This window comes from Tepidiforma sp., assembly GCF_034433535.1.
Lineage (GTDB): Bacteria > Chloroflexota > Dehalococcoidia > Tepidiformales > Tepidiformaceae > Tepidiforma.
Map to the genome: position 1 here is coordinate 1 of NZ_DAOUAO010000187.1, position 15,668 is coordinate 15,668.

At 71.5% G+C, this 15,668-nt stretch carries 12 protein-coding genes and 2 tRNA genes; 7 read left to right on the plus strand and 7 right to left on the minus strand.

What is annotated here, in order from left to right; genetic code table 11:
• On the minus strand, positions 1–525 hold a 525-nt coding region (locus VAE46_RS09690; RefSeq protein WP_322796732.1), incomplete at its 3' end, for a zinc ribbon domain-containing protein.
• A 106-nt stretch (positions 526–631) separates the two neighbouring features.
• Here VAE46_RS09690 and VAE46_RS09695 point away from each other — a divergent pair.
• Together VAE46_RS09695 and VAE46_RS09700 are read left to right on the plus strand one after the other, a co-directional pair.
• Complete coding sequence (locus VAE46_RS09695) at positions 632–2,800, plus strand: ATP-dependent helicase (RefSeq protein WP_322796733.1); 2,169 nt, start codon at positions 632–634, stop codon at positions 2,798–2,800.
• Positions 2,797–3,720, plus strand: coding sequence for a mechanosensitive ion channel family protein (locus VAE46_RS09700; RefSeq protein WP_322796734.1), 924 nt, complete (start codon positions 2,797–2,799; stop codon positions 3,718–3,720). The genes VAE46_RS09695 and VAE46_RS09700 overlap by 4 nt, the downstream gene beginning before the upstream one ends.
• A gap of 20 nt (positions 3,721–3,740) precedes the next feature.
• On the opposite strand, the gene VAE46_RS09705 is transcribed toward VAE46_RS09700, so the two are convergent.
• Positions 3,741–4,202, minus strand: coding sequence for a winged helix-turn-helix transcriptional regulator (locus VAE46_RS09705; protein WP_416223961.1), 462 nt, complete (start codon positions 4,200–4,202; stop codon positions 3,741–3,743).
• A 115-nt stretch (positions 4,203–4,317) separates the two neighbouring features.
• Here VAE46_RS09705 and ilvD point away from each other — a divergent pair, with 115 nt between their 5' ends.
• Positions 4,318–5,991, plus strand: coding sequence for a dihydroxy-acid dehydratase (ilvD, locus tag VAE46_RS09710; protein ID WP_322796736.1), 1,674 nt, complete (start codon positions 4,318–4,320; stop codon positions 5,989–5,991).
• A gap of 32 nt (positions 5,992–6,023) precedes the next feature.
• Here the strand turns inward: ilvD and VAE46_RS09715 are convergent, their stop codons facing one another.
• Positions 6,024–7,094: a hypothetical protein gene (locus VAE46_RS09715; protein WP_322796737.1), complete on the minus strand. Its 1,071-nt coding sequence runs from the start codon at positions 7,092–7,094 to the stop codon at positions 6,024–6,026.
• Positions 7,095–7,201: 107 nt separating this feature from the next.
• On the opposite strand from VAE46_RS09715, the gene VAE46_RS09720 reads away from it, so the two are divergent.
• Positions 7,202–10,576: a carboxyl transferase domain-containing protein gene (locus tag VAE46_RS09720; protein ID WP_322796738.1), complete on the plus strand. Its 3,375-nt coding sequence runs from the start codon at positions 7,202–7,204 to the stop codon at positions 10,574–10,576.
• A 75-nt stretch (positions 10,577–10,651) separates the two neighbouring features.
• Positions 10,652–11,584 (plus strand): L-lactate dehydrogenase, encoded by a 933-nt coding sequence (locus tag VAE46_RS09725; RefSeq protein WP_322796739.1) that lies wholly within the window; start codon positions 10,652–10,654, stop codon positions 11,582–11,584.
• Between the two features lie 144 nt (positions 11,585–11,728).
• Here VAE46_RS09725 and VAE46_RS09730 read toward each other — a convergent pair.
• The 4 genes from VAE46_RS09730 to VAE46_RS09745 form a co-directional block, all read right to left on the minus strand.
• A tRNA-Glu gene (locus VAE46_RS09730) sits at positions 11,729–11,805 on the minus strand.
• Positions 11,806–11,879: 74 nt separating this feature from the next.
• Complete coding sequence (locus VAE46_RS09735) at positions 11,880–12,893, minus strand: cytochrome c biogenesis CcdA family protein (protein WP_322796740.1); 1,014 nt, start codon at positions 12,891–12,893, stop codon at positions 11,880–11,882.
• Between the two features lie 51 nt (positions 12,894–12,944).
• Positions 12,945–13,193 carry a hypothetical protein gene (locus VAE46_RS09740; protein WP_322796741.1) on the minus strand — a complete coding sequence of 83 codons (249 nt, stop codon included), beginning with the start codon at positions 13,191–13,193 and terminating at the stop codon, positions 12,945–12,947.
• A gap of 92 nt (positions 13,194–13,285) precedes the next feature.
• A tRNA-Glu gene (locus VAE46_RS09745) sits at positions 13,286–13,362 on the minus strand.
• 48 nt (positions 13,363–13,410) lie between these two features.
• On the opposite strand from VAE46_RS09745, the gene VAE46_RS09750 reads away from it, so the two are divergent.
• Positions 13,411–14,655, plus strand: coding sequence for a hypothetical protein (locus VAE46_RS09750; RefSeq protein WP_322796742.1), 1,245 nt, complete (start codon positions 13,411–13,413; stop codon positions 14,653–14,655).
• A gap of 52 nt (positions 14,656–14,707) precedes the next feature.
• Positions 14,708–15,667 (plus strand): cyclase family protein, encoded by a 960-nt coding sequence (locus VAE46_RS09755; RefSeq protein ID WP_322796743.1) that lies wholly within the window; start codon positions 14,708–14,710, stop codon positions 15,665–15,667.
• Position 15,668 lies beyond the last annotated feature (1 nt).

Here is a 15,668-nt window from a genome sequence, read left to right on the forward strand (position 1 = left end):
CTGGCGGGGCGGCTGTGCCCCGGGCGCCGCGAACTGCCGGGCCTGCGGTGCCCGGGCCGGCCGCGCGCCGTAGCCCTCCCGGGGCGCCTTCTCCAGCCCGCAGTACGGGCAGGCCACCCACGCGTAGCTCAGCGGACGCCCGCACTGGCGGCACGGCTCCTTCAGCTGCGTCCGGCACGACGGGCAGACCAGGAAATCATCCTGCACGCGCCGCCGGCAGGTGGGGCAGGCTTTCTGGTCTTCCAGCTCCTGCAGCAGGGCCTCTTCTTCGAGCGAGCGTTCGTAGAGTTCGGTCAGCGTGTAGCGGGGCCGCACAATCAGGTACACCCAGTGCCCCGGGAGGAAGAAGAGCAGCACCAGCAGCACCGCGACCGTCTGGATCACCGGGTCGCGGCTGCGCTGGCGGATATCGCGGTATGTCCAGAACACCAGGGCGACCCACACGGCCGCCAGGTAGATGATGATGACCGCGGCGAGGTAGCGGACGGTCGCTTCCCAGGAGCCCCCGGGCCAGGAATCGAACATGTGCAGCTCCGCGGCGGCGCGCGCCCCGCATCACCTTACCGCAGCCGCTGCCAAGATGCAGCCGGCGAATCGCTCAGGCGGATGATCGAATGTTACGATGGCGGCCGTGGAACCCCCGCTCGCGCCGGCCGACCTCCTCGCCGGGCTGAACGACGCCCAGCGCGCCGCCGTCACCCACGGCAATGGCGCCGTGCTCATTCTCGCCGGCCCGGGCAGCGGCAAGACCCGCGTCATCACCCACCGGATCGCGTGGCTGGTGCGGGAGCGCCGCGTTCCACCCTGGAACATCCTCGCCGTCACGTTCACCAATAAGGCGGCCCGCGAGATGCGCCAGCGCGCGGCCGCCCTCATGGGCGAAGACGCCGCCGCCCTCCACCTCGGCACCTTCCACGCCATGTGCGCACGCTGGCTCCGCATTGATGGCGAGGCCGTCGGCCTGCCCGCGGACTTTTCGATTTATGACGATAGCGACCAGCTCGGGGTGATGAAGCGCGTCCTGGAGGAGCTCCGCATCGACCCCCGCCAGGTTGCGCCGCGCTCGCTGCTGGCGCGCATCTCCGCCGCCAAGGCCGAGCTCCTGGGCCCGGAAGCCTTCCGCGCTCAGGCCCGCACCTACCAGGACGAGGTGGCAGTGAAAGCCTACGAGCTCTACCAGGCCGCCCTCCGCCGGGCCGGCGCGGTCGATTTCGATGACCTCCTCCTGCGGGCCATCGACCTCTTCCGGGACCCGGCGCTCCGCGAGAAGTGGGCCGGGCGCTACCGCCACGTGCTGGTCGATGAGTTCCAGGACACCAACCGGGCCCAGTACGAGCTCGCCCGCCAGCTGGCTTCGGTGCACCGCAACATCACCGTGGTGGGCGACCCCGACCAGAGCATCTACTCCTGGCGCAGCGCCGACATCCGCAACGTCGAGCACTTCCAGCGGGACTTCCCGGGCTGCGCCATCCACCTCCTCGAGCAGAACTACCGCTCCACCAGCCCCATCCTCGCCGCCGCCGATGCCGTCATCGCCCGCAACCCGGGGCGGCACCCGAGGAAGCTCTGGACCGCACGGGCCGGCGGCACGCCCATCGCCACCTACGAGGCGTACAACGACGAGGAGGAGGCCGAGTTCGTCGCCGCCGAAATCGGCCGCCAGGTCCGCGCGGGCCGGGCCTACGCCGATTTCGCCGTGCTCTACCGAACCAACGCCCAGTCGCGCGCGTTCGAAGAGGCGCTCGTCCGGCACCGCATCCCCTACCGGCTGGTCGGCGGCGTCCGCTTCTACGAGCGGCGCGAAATCCGCGACCTCCTCGCCTACCTGCGGGTCATTCACAACCCGGCCGATGAAGCCAGCCTCCTCCGCATCATCAACGTCCCCGGACGCGGCATCGGCGACCGCACCGTCGAGCGCCTGCGTGAACAGGCCGGCCGCGCCGGTTCGCTCTGGGCTGCCTGCCAGGCCGCCGCCATGGGCAGCCTCCCGGAGGTCACGGGCCGTTCCGCCGGCGCCCTCCGCCAGTTCGTCACCATGCTCCAGGACCTCCGCGAGCACCGCACCGGGCGGCTCACCGACCTCTTCGAACGGCTCCTCAACGCGACCGGCTACGTTCGCTACCTGCAGGAGGGCGACGACGCCGACGAGCGGCTCGAGAACGTGCTCCAGCTGCAATCCCTCCTCGCCGAGTACGAAGAGACGGCCGGCGAGGGCAACGACCTCGCCACCTTCCTGCAGGATGTCGCGCTGGTCACCGACGCCGACACCCTCGATGGCGGCGCCAACGCGGTCACCCTCATCACCCTCCACGCGGCCAAGGGCCTCGAATTCCCCGTGGTCTTCCTCGTCGGCATGGAAGAGGGCATTCTCCCCCACCAGCGGTCGTTCGATGACCCCCTCCAGATGCAGGAGGAGCGCCGCCTCTGTTATGTCGGAATCACCCGGGCGATGGACCAGCTCTATCTCACCCGCGCCTACCGCCGGATGACGTGGGGCAGCTCCACGGTCAACCCGCCCTCGCGCTTCCTCGCCGATATCCCGGCCACGCTGCTTTCGCCCCATGGCGGCCGCTCACGTGGCTACCTCGGAACCGCCGAGGCCGCGCCTGCCATCGACGACCGGCCGCCCGCGACCGATGCCGCCTGGCCTCCCGGGACCCGCGTCCGCCACCCGAAGTTCGGGGAGGGCCGGGTGACCGACGCAAGGGTCAACGGCGGCGATATCGAGTACGTCGTCGAATTCGACACCGCCGGCACCCGGCGGCTGCTCCAGAGCTACGCACGCATGGAGGCGGTATGACCGGCTACCTCCCCTTCCTGCTGCCCACCAGCCTCGACGAGTGGCAGGACTGGCTCCGGACCAACGGGCTCACGGTCGTCCTCGTCGTCGCCGGGCTCGTCATCACGCGCATCGTCGTGCAGCGGGTGCTCGGCCGGGTGGTATTGGGCGCCTCGCTGCGGGCCGCGAAGGTCCGCGCCGAGGACCCCGAGGTTGTCGAGCGGCGCGTCAACACCCTCATGTCGACCCTTGGGTGGCTGTTCAACATCTTCCTGGCCCTGCTGGGCGCCGCCATTGTCCTGGACCAGCTCGGGGTGCAGGTCTCGGCCCTCATCGCCGGGGTCGGCGTCGCCGGGCTGGCCATCGGCCTCGCCGCGCAGACGCTGATCAAGGACGTGATCAACGGCCTGTTCATCCTCGTCGAAGGCCAGTACGCCGTCGGCGATGTCGTCCAGGTGGCGGGCGTCAGCGGGCAGGTCATTGAAATCACCCCGCGCCGCACCGTCCTGCGCGATTTGAACGGCCACGTCCACATCATCCCCAACAGCGCCATCACGGTGGCCACCAACATGACCCAGGGCTTCGCCCGCATCAATCTCAATGTGCTGGTGGCCTACGAAGAGGACCTCTCGCGGGTCATCCCCATCGTCAACGAGGAATGCGAGCGCCTGGCCGCCGACCGCCCGGAGGACGTCCTGTCAACCCCGCAGGTTGTGAGGGTCGACCGCCTGGCCGATGACGGCGTCGAACTGAAAGTCGTCGGCGATGTCAAGGCGTTCAAGCAGTGGGAGCTAGCCGGCGAACTCCGCCGCAGGCTCAAGGACCGGTTCGACCGCGAAGGGATCGAAATTCCCTACCGGCACGAGGTGCAGGTCCCCCCGCGCCCCCGCCAGCGGGAGGCAGCACCGCCTCCGGAGCCGCTCGAGCTCGAAGGCGACTGAGGGGGTTGCGCCGACTGCCGTCAGTCCGCGGAGACGGGCGCGGGCGCCTGCCGTTCGGCGCGGACGCGGCGCGGGTCGAGTGGTTCGCCGCAGCCCCCGCAGACCATCACGGCGCCCAGTTCGTGGCCGCACGCATGAGTCAGCCGCACCGGCGGCCCCTCGGGCCCCGCCATCCAGCGGTCGCCCCACGCCAGCATGGCAATCAGCACGGGGTAGAGGTCGCGCCCTTTTTCGGTCAGGCGGTATTCGCAGCGGGGCGGCCGGTCCTGGTACTGCCGGCGCTCCAGCACGCCGTGCTCGACGAGCCGCTGCAGCCGGGCAGCCAGCACGTTCCGCGCGATGCCCAGCCGCTCGTGGAAGTCATCGAAGCGGCGGACACCGTTGAACGCCTCGCGGATGACCAGCATCGTCCACCACTCGCCGATCACTTCGAGCGTGCGGGCGACAGAACAGGGCATCTCGGCAAAGCTGGTCCTTCGCATAGCCGCACTATAGCACACTGGCGAGACCCGGTTTCGATGAGCAACTCACGCAGGGTCGAACGGGAGCCGGAGCGGGAGTAGAGTTGATTCAACCAACGCAGCACCGGAGAGCGCCATGACCTACGACCCCCGCGCACGCAGCCGCATCCTGGTCGACGGCCCGGGCCGGGCACCCGCCCGCTCGTACTTCAAGGCCGTCGGCTTCACCAGCGACGACCTCAAGCGCCCGCTGGTCATGGTGGCCCACTCCTGGATCGGCACCATGCCGTGCAACTTCAACCACCGCGAACTCGCGGCCGAGGTGATGGCCGGCGTCCGCGCGGCCGGCGGCACGCCGATGGAGGTGAACACCATCTCCATCTCCGACGGCATCTCGATGGGGACCGAGGGCATGAAGGCTTCGCTCGTTTCCCGCGAGCTCATCGCCGACTCCATCGAGCTGGCGGCGGTGGGCTACTCGTTCGATGCCGCCGTCATCATCGTCGGCTGCGATAAGACCATCCCGGCCGCTTCGATGGCGCTCGCCCGCCTCAACATCCCGGGCCTCATCCTCTACGGCGGCTCCATCGCGCCCGGGCGCTATAAGGGGCGCGATATCACCATCCAGGACGTGTTCGAGGGTGTGGGTCAGCAGGCTGCGGGCACCATCTCCGAGGAGGAGCTCGAGGAGATCGTCGATGCGGCCTGCCCCGGCGCAGGGGCCTGCGGCGCCCAGTACACCGCCAACACCATGGCTACGGCGATGGAGTTCATCGGCCTCTCGCCCATGGGCAGCACCACCGTCGGCGCCACCGATGACCGCAAGCGCAAGGTCGCCTTCCGCGCCGGCGAACTCGTGATGGACGTCCTCAACCGCGGCCTGCTCCCGCGCGACATCATTACCCGCAAGGCGCTCGAAAACGGCATCATCTGCGCCGCCTCCACCGGCGGCTCGACCAACATCGTGCTCCACCTCCTCGCCCTCGCACACGAGGTCGGCGTCCCCCTCGATATCGACGATTTCGACCGCATCTCCGCGCAGACGCCCCTCATCGGCGATATGCGGCCCGGCGGCCGCTACGTCGCGCTCGATATGGACCGGGCCGGCGGCACCCGCCTGCTGGCGAAGCGCCTCCTCGAAGCCGGCAAGCTGCACGGCGATGTCATGACCGTCACCGGGCGCACCATCGCGGAGGAAGCCGCCGAGGCCGTCGAGACCCCCGGCCAGGACGTCATCCTGCCGGTCGAGCGCGCGCTCAAGCCCACCGGCGGGCTCGTCATCCTGAAAGGCAACCTCGCGCCCGAGGGCTGCGTGATCAAGGTCGCCGGGCACGAGCGGCTGTACCACGAGGGCCCCGCACGCGTCTTCGAATGCGAGGAGGATGCCTTCCAGGCGGTTACCAACCGGCAGATCCACGCCGGCGACGTCGTCGTCATCCGCAACGAAGGGCCGAAGGGCGGCCCCGGCATGCGCGAGATGCTCGGCGTCACGGCCGCGCTCGTCGGCGAAGGCCTCGGCGAATCGGTCGCCCTGCTCACCGACGGCCGCTTCAGCGGCGCCACCCGGGGGCTGATGGCGGGCCACGTCGCGCCCGAGGCAGCGGTCGGCGGGCCCATCGCGCTCGTCCGCGAAGGCGACACCATCAGCTTCGATATCCCCAACCGGAAGCTGACCCTCCACGTCGACGACGCCGAGCTCGAGCGGCGCCGCGCCGCCTGGCAGCCGCGCCCGCCGAAGTACACCCGCGGCGTCTTCGCCAAGTACGCCGCCCAGGTCTCGAGCGCGTCCCGCGGCGCCGTGACCTCCTAGCCCGGGCGCCCCGCCTCGACGGCAAGAACGCCTCAGCGCGCCTGCAGCCGCAGCTCCTGCGCCGCCGGCAGCGTCGCCCCCGCAAAGGCGCCGGGGCTTATCTCCGGCATGTCGTGCGCGAACACCCCGCCCGCCGTGGGAAAGGTCCACACGTGCAGCTGCCACGGCGTCCTCGGCGCGAAGACGCCCGGGCACTGCTCGCGGCTGGCAGTCACCTGGACACCGTTGCCGACGAAGCAGAGGTTCTCGTGGTAGTGCCAGGCATCGAGCGCCCCGAAGTACGACGGCGGCTCCTCGGTGACGCCTTCCGCGAGGAACATCGCCCCGACAAGCCGCCAGGTGCCGTCGAGCCGCTTCGTGTAGAGCAGCACCTCCGGGTGCTCCGGGTCCATCTGGCGGCCGTCGCGCTGGTAATCGAGCCGGATGAAGTGGGCCGCGATGCCGGGCAGGTCCTGCGTTATCTGGATGTAGCCGTCGGCCATCGCCCGGCGGATGTCCTCGTACGGGGCGATGCTCGAACGGAGCCGGGCCACGAAGGCCGCTGCGGCCTCCAGCTGCTCCGCGGTCACCGCCACCTCTGCATGGTGGTGGTGCGCGGAGCCTTCGCCCATCGGGTCCTCGCCGGGTGAGGCCGGGGCATCGTGGCTGTGGGCGACGCTCGCCAGCCGTTCTGCGGCAGCCGCGCCAACGACCCGCGCCAGGGCGGGGTCGAGCGCGACCACTGCGTGGTCTGCGGAGTGGTCGTGCGCCAGGGCGTGGTCGTGGCCCGTGTCGTCCGCCCGCGAGGCGAGCCAGATCGAGCCCGCGGCGGCCACGCCGAGCACCGGCAGCCCGGCGCCGCGCAGCAGCGACCCCGCCAGCCCCTCTCCGCCGAAGCGATGCTCGTGCATCCAGGCCACGCCGATGCCCAGCAGGCAGACTGCCACCAGGGCCATCCCGGCGACGATTAGCAGGTGGCTGGGATTCCCCAGCGAGAGCACATCCTCCCGCTGCGCCAGCGTCGCATCCGATGCGTGCCGGTACACGTCCCAGCCGAGCCCTGCAAGGTGAATCGCCAGCCCGGCAACCGCGCCGAGCCATAACAGCCGACAGCGCATCCGCATACCCTCCGCCGGCACAGTAGCCGAACCCTGTTCGAACGAAAAGGGCCGCCCTGCACATCCCGCCGTCGCCCGGTATGCTTCGAGCACCCTACCCGGTCGACCTGCCCATGCCCATCCGACGCCTGCTCGTTGCCAACCGCGGGGAGATCGCCGTTCGCATCATGCGGACCGCGGCCGACCGCGGCATCGAAACGGTCGCCGTCTTCACCCCAGATGACGCCGGGGCGACCCACACCCGCCACGCGGACAGCGCGGTCGCCCTCCCAACCCCTGGCGCGGGCGGCTACCTCGATATCCCCGCCATCGTGCAGGCCGCCCGCGAGGCGCAGGCCGACGCCATCCACCCCGGCTACGGCTTCCTGAGCGAGCGCGCCGACTTCGCCCGCGCCGTGGAGGAGGCCGGCCTGCGCTTCGTCGGCCCGACCCCGGACACGCTGGTCCTCCTCGGCGACAAGGTGGCCGCCCGCCGCCTCGCCGCCGGGTGCGGCGTCCCCACCATCCCCGGCACCGATGTCCTCGACCCTGCCGGCGCCCGGGCCTTCCTCGCCAGCCTCGATGGCGCGCCGATGCTGCTCAAGGCGGTCGCCGGGGGCGGCGGCCGCGGCGTGCGCGTTGTCCGGGCAGAGGATGAGCTCGCATCCGCCTTCGAACGGGCCGCTTCCGAAGCCGCGCGGGCCTTCGGCGATGGCGCGCTCTACGCGGAGCGCTACCTCGAGCGGGCACGCCATGTCGAATTGCAGGTCCTCGGCGACGGCCGCGGCAATGTGGTCCACCTCTGGGAGCGGGAGTGCAGCCTCCAGCGCCGGCACCAGAAGGTGGTCGAATTCGCGCCCGCGCCGGGCCTGCCCCCGGGCCTGCGCGACCGCCTCCTCGCCGCGAGCCTGGCGATGGCGCGCCGCCTGGACTACCGCGGCGCCGGGACGTTCGAGTTCCTCATCGATGCCGCCGGGCCGCTCACCGACGATTCGCCCTGGTACTTCATCGAAGCCAACGCCCGTCTGCAGGTCGAACACACGGTCACTGAGGCCATCACCGGCCTCGACATCGTCGGCGCCCAGCTCGATATCGCCGGGGGCGCCACCCTCGCCGACCTCGCGCTGGCCGAGCCCCCTCCCGCCCGCGGCATCGCGGTCCAGCTGCGCGTGAACGCCGAGCGCATGACCCCCGACGGCCAGGCGCTGCCGGCAAGCGGCACCCTGCGCGCCTTCGAACCGCCGGCCGGGCCGTTCGTGCGCGTCGATACCGCGGCGCGGCCCGGTATGACCGTCAACCCCGCGTTCGATTCGCTCCTCGCCAAGGTCATCGTCAGCGAACCCTCGGGACAGTACGAACGCCTCCTCGCCCGGGCCGGCCGCGCCCTGCGGGAGTTCGCCATCGACGGGCCGGAGACCAACCTCGGCTTCCTCATGGCCCTGCTCGAGCTCCCGCAGGTGCGCGCGGGCGACCTCGCCACCCGCCTCATCGATGACCACGCGCCGACCCTGGCGGCCGCCTCGGCCCCGGTGCCGGCTGGCCCGGCCAGCGCCCCGGCCGAGTCCCCCGGTTCCGCCATCGCCGGCGCCGTCATCGATACTTCCGACCCCCTGGCGGTGCTCGCCTACGGCAAAGCAGCTGCCCGGGGCGACGCGCGGCCCGCGCGCCGGGACGAGGTAGAGGAGGGCCAGGCCGCGGTCCGGGCGCCCCTCCAGGGCACGCTCATCAGCGTGCTGGTGCAGCCCGGCGACCGCGTTCGCGCCGGGCAGCCAGTCGCCGTCATGGAAGCCATGAAGATGGAGCACGAGGTGGCCGCGCCGTGCCCCGGGACGGTCCTGCGGGTCGACCTGGCCCCGGGCGTGCCGGTCATCGAAGGCGCCGTCATCGCCGTCATCGAACCGGCCGCCGTCGACGAGCAGGCAGACGAGCAGCAGGAGACCATCGACCTCGACCACATCCGGCCCGACCTCGCCGAGGTCCTCGAGCGGCGGGCCCGCACCCGCGATGAGCGGCGCCCCGATGCCGTCGCCCGCCGCCACGCGAGCGGCCACCGCACCGCCCGCGAGAACATCGCGCACCTCTGCGACCCCGGCACCTTCATCGAATACGGCCCCCTCGTGCTGGCCGCCCAGCGCGCCCGGCGCTCGCTCGAAGAGCTCATCGAGAAGACTCCCGCCGATGGCCTCATCACCGGCGTCGGCAGCGTCAACGGCCACCTCTTCGGCGACCCCGCATCGCGCTGCGCCATCATGGCCTACGACTACACCGTCCTCGCCGGCACCCAGGGCGGCCAGAACCACCGCAAGACCGACCGCCTGATCGATGTGGCCGAACGTGGGCGGCTGCCGTTCATCCTCTTCGCCGAAGGCGGCGGCGGCCGCCCCGGCGATACCGACATCGTCGCGAGCGCACTCTCGCCCCCCACCTTCACCCGCTTCGCGCAGCTCTCCGGCCTCGTGCCGATCGTCGGCATCACCACCGGCCGCTGCTTCGCCGGCAACGCGGCCCTGCTCGGCTGCTGCGATGCCGTCATCGCCACCGAGGACGCCAACATCGGCATGGGCGGCCCCGCCATGATCGAGGGCGGCGGGCTCGGCATCTTCGCGCCCGAGGAGATCGGTCCGGTCGCGGTCCAGGTGCCGAACGGCGTCATCGACATCCTCGTCCGCGACGAAGCCGAGGCGGTGGAGGTCGCGAAGCAGTACCTCGGCTACTTCCAGGGCCGCCTCCCGGCCTGGGAGGCCCACGACCAGCGGCTGCTGCGCACCGTCGTGCCCGAGAATCGGCTGCGGGTCTACAACGTGCGCCGGGCGGTCGAGCTCCTGTGCGACGTCGGCTCCGTGCTCGAGCTGCGGCCGAAGTTCGGCGTGGGCATGATCACCGCGCTCGCGCGCATCGAAGGCCGGCCGATCGGCGTGGTGGCGAACAACCCCGCCCACCTCGGCGGCGCCATCGATGCCGACGCCGCCGATAAGGCCGCCCGCTTCCTGCAGCTCTGCGACGCCTTCGACCTGCCCGTGCTCTTCCTCTGCGACACCCCGGGCATCATGGTCGGGCCCGAGGCCGAAAAGACCGCGCTCGTGCGCCACGCCAGCCGGCTCTTCCTGGCCGGGGCGAACCTCAGCGTCCCGATCTTCACCATCATCCTGCGCAAGGCCTACGGGCTCGGCGCCATCGGCATGGCCGGCGGCAGCTACCACCACTCGCTCTTCACCGTGGCCTGGCCCACGGCCGAGTTCGGGGGCATGGGGCTCGAGGGGTCGGTCAAGCTCGGCTTCCGCAACGAACTGGCCGCCATCGCCGACCCGGACGAGCGCCGGCGATTCTACGAGCAGATGGTGGCGCGGGCGTACGAACGCGGGAAGGCGCTCAACCAGGCCTCGCTCTTCGAAGTCGACGATGCCATCGACCCTGCGGAGTCGCGCGCCTGGGTGGCCGGCCTGCTCGATTCGCTGCGCCCAACGCCCCCGCGCGACGGCAAGAAGCGCCCGTACGTCGATGCGTGGTAGGGCCGGGGAGGGGGCGCGGCCAACGGTTCACCGGGTTTTAACCCCCGCCGGCCGCGGCGGTGCCACGATCGGAGCGTGAAGGTTGGCATCGTCGGCGCGGGTCAGGTCGGAACGGCGGCAGCGTACGCACTGGCGCTGCAGGGGCCGGCCCGCGAGATCGTGCTGGTCGATATCCGCGATCAGTTCGCCGCGGCCCAGGCCGAGGACCTCCTGCACGCGACGCCCTTCGGGCACCCCGCCGTGGTGCGCGCCGGCAGCGTCGACGACCTCGAGGGCGCGGCGGTCGTCATCCTGGCGGCCGGCGTGGCGCAGGAGCCCGGCGAAAGCCGGCTCGACCTGCTGGGCCGCAACGCGGCACTGTTCCAGCAGCTTGTGCCGCAGGTCGCCCGGGCCGCGCCGCAGGCGGTGCTGCTGGTGGCCACCAACCCGGTCGACATCATGACGCAGGTCGCCCTGCGCGCCTCCGGGTTCCCCGCCGGCAGGGTGCTCGGCTCCGGCACCGTGCTCGATAGTGCGCGCTTTCGGGCGCTCCTGGCCGGGCTGCTGCAGGTCGCGCCGCAGTCGGTGCACGCCTACGTGCTGGGCGAACACGGCGACTCGGAGGTGCTGGCCTGGTCGAGCGCGCTTGTGGGCGGGGTCCCGCTGGCTGAGTTCGCCGCGCAGCGGGGGCAGCCGCTCGACGATGCCGTGCGCGCGCAGATTGATGACGGCGTACGGCGGGCCGCTTACCGGATCATCGCCGGGAAGGGCGCGACGGCGTTCGGCATCGGCGCCGCCCTGGCCCACCTCACCGCCTCCATCCTGCTCGATGAGCGGCGCGTCTACACCGTGAGCGGGCTGAGCCGGGGCCTGTACGGGGCCGAAGAGGCCACCTTCTCCCTGCCGCGCGTCGTCGGTCGCGGAGGGTGGGAGCACGCGCTCCAGCCGCGGCTGGCCCCCGACGAGGTCGCCGCTCTCGAACGCAGCGTCGCGCTCCTCGCGGATCTCGCCCGCCAGCTCGGCTGCTAAAGCCAGGCGGATGCCGGAGGGCGGCGGGGCAGCAGATCTCACGCCCCGGGAAGTCTTCCCGGGCCGCGGGACCGCAGGGAAGCTAACCGTCGCCAAATACTGAGGGGCCTGGACATTTCAGGCCCCCTGTCGCGATTCAATAGTTGGTAGCGCGTAGGGGATTCGAACCCCTGATCTCCACCTTGAAAGGGTGGCGTCCTGGGCCTCTAGACGAACGCGCCACGTCGCTCCACCGCCTAGCCTACCATGCCCACCCGTTCCGGGCACTCCACAGCATGCCCCGCGCCGCCAACCCTCACAGCCCCTGGTTGAACTCGGCAAACGTGAAAAACTCGTTCAACGCCGTCAGCCGCCCGCTCACCAGCAGCACGCCGACCACGATTAGCATCAGCCCGCTGACCACTTCGAGCACCGGCCCGTAGCGCTGGATCCGCTTCAGCACGCGAGTGGCGTCCGAAACCATCAGCCCGGTGATGAGGAACGGCACGGCCATGCCCGCCGCGTACCAGGCCAGCAGGTACGTCCCCTGCAGCGCCTCGCCGGAGGTGGCGGCCAGCGTCAGGATCGCCCCAAGGATCGGCCCGACGCACGGCGTCCAGCCCAGCGCGAAGGCGCCGCCGACGAAGGCCGAGCGCAGGTAGCTCACGCCGTGGTTCGCCCCGACGCGCACTTCGAAGGTGCGCTGGAAGAACGCGAGCTGGAGGTAGCCGGCGAACCGCAGCCAGACCACCAGCAGCACCACCCCCAGCGCCAGCAGCCGGGCGCGATCGTTGTGGAGGTCCCCGAGTTCGGCGAGGACGACGAAGACGCCGGTCAGGACCACCAGCAGGAGGGCCGACCTGAGCGGGTCGGCGCGGCCCCGCGGCGGGACCACGAGCACGCCCATCAGCACGAGCGCGGCCCCGGCGATTTCGCCCAGCCGCTGCTGGTTATCGACGAGCACGTACGAACCGAACAGCCCGGCAGCTGCCCCGAGGGCGATGAACACCAGCGAGAGCCCGGTTACGAAGGCGACAGCGTGGGTGAAGGTGACCCGGCGGCTGGCCGTGAGCCGGCCATCGACGATGCTCGCGCCGGAGATCTGCGCGAGGAAGATGGGCACCAGCGGCAGCACGCAGGGCGAAACGAACGAGAGCACCCCCGCCGAAAAGGCGAGGAACGGCCCGCCCGGGCCCCGCAGGCTGAAGCTGGAGCTGCTCAGCGGCCCGAGCGCGAAGGCCACGACCGGGACCGCCGCCAGCAGCATCAGCACGAGGTAGGCCGCGTTTCGCGGGAAGCGGGGTCGGGTGACGGTGCCGGCGCGAGCCATCTGCTCCCATTGTAGGGCCGGGGCCGCGCCGGGCGCCCGGTCCATTGGCCCCTAGCGGAAGGGATTCCTGTCCGGCGATTCGGGCGGGGCGTCAAGCGGGCTTTCCAGCCCCAGCAGGCGCCGGCGGGCGGCCTCCCAGCGCTCCTTGGCCCGCGCCTCGCGCCCGAGCAGCCCCTTCAGCTGGTCGGGGCGAATCGGCTCGCCGTCCAGCATCACGCGGTGCAGGTGCTGGAGCTGCTTCTGCCAGGCGTCCCAGGCTTCGCGGTAGGCGGCGATGGTCTCCGGGTCGGCAAACGGCACGGGTCACCTCCTGTTGCCCGGATCGTGGGGCACGGGCCGCCCGCCGTGAAGCGAAAAGGGCCGGGTTGGCGCCCGGCCCCGTGTGGTCTGGTTGGTAGCGCATAGGGGATTCGAACCCCTGATCTCCGCCTTGAGAGGGCGGTGTCCTAGGCCACTAGACGAATGCGCCGTTTCTTTGAGGATAGCCAACGGGGGCGATTTGCGGCAAGGTGAGCCCATGGCGCGGCCGCTGCTGCTGGTCATCTTCGCGGCGTGGATTGCTGCCATCGCGGCGGGCTGCCGCGGCGAACCGGAGCGATTCACCACGCGCGAACTCCCGCCCGGGTACCAGGCGGTCCTCGACGAGGTGGCGGCCACCCGGGGCGAGCCGGCCCCGACCGGCCTGCGGCTCGGGTTCGTGCGCCGCGCAGACCTGCCCGAACTCCTGCAGCGCACGCGTTCGCCCGACGAGGCGGCCTGGTTCGAACGGGTCACGCCGGTCTACCGGCTCCTCGGGCTGATCGGCCCGGGCGAGTCGCTGGAGGCGATCAATCGCCAGCTGCTGACCGCCGCCGCAGGGGCGCTCTACGTTCCTGGTCGGCGCGAAATCTGGCTGGTCAGCGACGGCGAGCCCCCCGCTTCGCCCGCCGACCTCCCGGCCTGGCAGCGGCGCCTGCTCGCGCACGAGTTCGCCCACGCCCTGCAGGACGCCGGGGCGAACCTGCCGGCACGGCTGGCCGCTGCCGGGACGATCGATGAGCGGCTCGCCCTGCTGGCCCTGCTCGAGGGCGACGCGACCTGGACCGAGTCGCAATGGACCGCCCGCTCCCTGCTGCCCGCACTGGCCCCCGGCGCGGCGCTCGAACCGCCCGCGGCCGATGCCAGCGAGCCGCCGGCCATTCTGCGCGAGTGGCAGTTCCTGTACGTGAACGGCGCCGAATGGGCAGCCATCACCCGAGAGGAGAACCCCGGCGCAATCGCGGCGGTGCTGAGCGGGGCAGCGCGGCTGACGACCGCCGAGGTGCTGCACCCGAGCCTCCGCGCGACGGGCTGGGCGCCGGAGGAGCCGCCATTCCCCGCATTCGAAGGCGAAGCCTGGCGCGTGCTCGATGCCGGCACGCTGGGGGAGTTCGTGCTGCAGAACGCCCTGCGCCAGCGGCTGCCGGCACTCGCGGCGGTGCAGGCCGCCGCCGGCTGGACCGGGGACCGCTACGCCTTCGTGCGCGGCGACGGGGGCGATGAGGCGCTGGCGGTGCGGGCCCGCTTCCGCGATGCCAAAGAGGCGGGAGAGTTCGCCGCCCGCCAGCGCGAATGGCTCGCAACGGCCGGCGCGGTGGAGGCCGGGGCCGACGCGGTCACCGCTTCGCTCCCCGACGGCCGCATCGTGCTGCAGTTCGAACCCAACGACCGCGACGTGACCTTCATCATCGCCTCGTCCCGAAGCCTCGCGGAGGCCATCGCCGGGGTGCTCCGCAACCAGTAGCCGGCCGCCGGCGGTCGATGCGCTCGCCGCGGACGCGCGTACAATCCGCGCCATGGCAATCCCCGACCCGCTCCCCCGCTTCGATCAGCTCCCGGCAGTGCCCGATGCGCCGCCCCAGTCCGCCTGGTGGCTCTTCGGCCGCGACGACGACATCGGCATGTTCAACCTGCAGACGCCCGAGCGGATAGCCGCCGCGGCCCGGCTGGTCCAGCGCGGGGCGATGTTCCCGCTCAACTGGAACCTGGAGCTGCCGAACCCGCCCCTCTTCAACCGCGGCGCCCTCCGCCAGACGATTTTCGGCGGGGCGATCCACCACGATGACGTGCTGGACAACTTCTATCCGCAGGCCAGCAGCCAGTGGGACACGCTGGTGCACGTCGGCAACTCGCGCCACGGCTTCTACAACGGCATCCGCAAGGAGGAGGTGACCGGGAAGCCCGGCAGCCGCGGCGGCATCGACCGCTGGGCGCAGCGCGGCATCGCCGGCCGGGCCGTCCTGCTCGACCTCGGTCGCTTCCTCGCGTCGCGGGGCGAACCGATCGATTTCACCACCGACCGCCGCTTCAGCGTCGACGAGCTCGAAGCGTGCCGGCAGGCGCAGGGCGTCGAGTTCGCGCCGGGCGACGTCCTGCTGATTCGCACCGGATGGACGGAATGGTACGAATCGCTCGATGCGCCGGCGCGGTCGGCGCTCGCCAACATGGCGGCCTTTCGGGCGCCCGGCATCGCGGCCGGCGAGGCGATGGCCGAGTACCTCTGGAACCGCCACTTCGCCGCCATTGCGGGCGACCTCCCCTCGCTCGAGGCGTGGCCGCCGCGGCGCGAACACGGCGGGTTCCTGCACGAGTGGCTGCTCGGGATGTTCGGGATGGCCATCGGCGAACTCTGGGACCTCTCGCGGCTGGCCGCCGATTGCGCGGCGGACGGCCGCTACGAGGCGTTCCTCGTCTCCGCGCCGCTGAACAAGACCGGCGGCATCGGTTCGCCGCCAAACGCCATCGCCTTCAAGTGAG

Coding starts and splice junctions, on each gene's coding strand:
- VAE46_RS09705 (WP_416223961.1), bottom strand. CDS start 4,202: ATGCGAAGGACCAGCTTTGCCGAGATGCCCTGTTCTGTCGCCCGCACG.
- VAE46_RS09720 (WP_322796738.1), top strand. CDS start 7,202: ATGCCCATCCGACGCCTGCTCGTTGCCAACCGCGGGGAGATCGCCGTT.
- VAE46_RS09750 (WP_322796742.1), top strand. CDS start 13,411: ATGGCGCGGCCGCTGCTGCTGGTCATCTTCGCGGCGTGGATTGCTGCC.
- VAE46_RS09715 (WP_322796737.1), bottom strand. CDS start 7,094: ATGCGGATGCGCTGTCGGCTGTTATGGCTCGGCGCGGTTGCCGGGCTG.
- ilvD (WP_322796736.1), top strand. CDS start 4,318: ATGACCTACGACCCCCGCGCACGCAGCCGCATCCTGGTCGACGGCCCG.
- VAE46_RS09700 (WP_322796734.1), top strand. CDS start 2,797: ATGACCGGCTACCTCCCCTTCCTGCTGCCCACCAGCCTCGACGAGTGG.
- VAE46_RS09755 (WP_322796743.1), top strand. CDS start 14,708: ATGGCAATCCCCGACCCGCTCCCCCGCTTCGATCAGCTCCCGGCAGTG.
- VAE46_RS09735 (WP_322796740.1), bottom strand. CDS start 12,893: ATGGCTCGCGCCGGCACCGTCACCCGACCCCGCTTCCCGCGAAACGCG.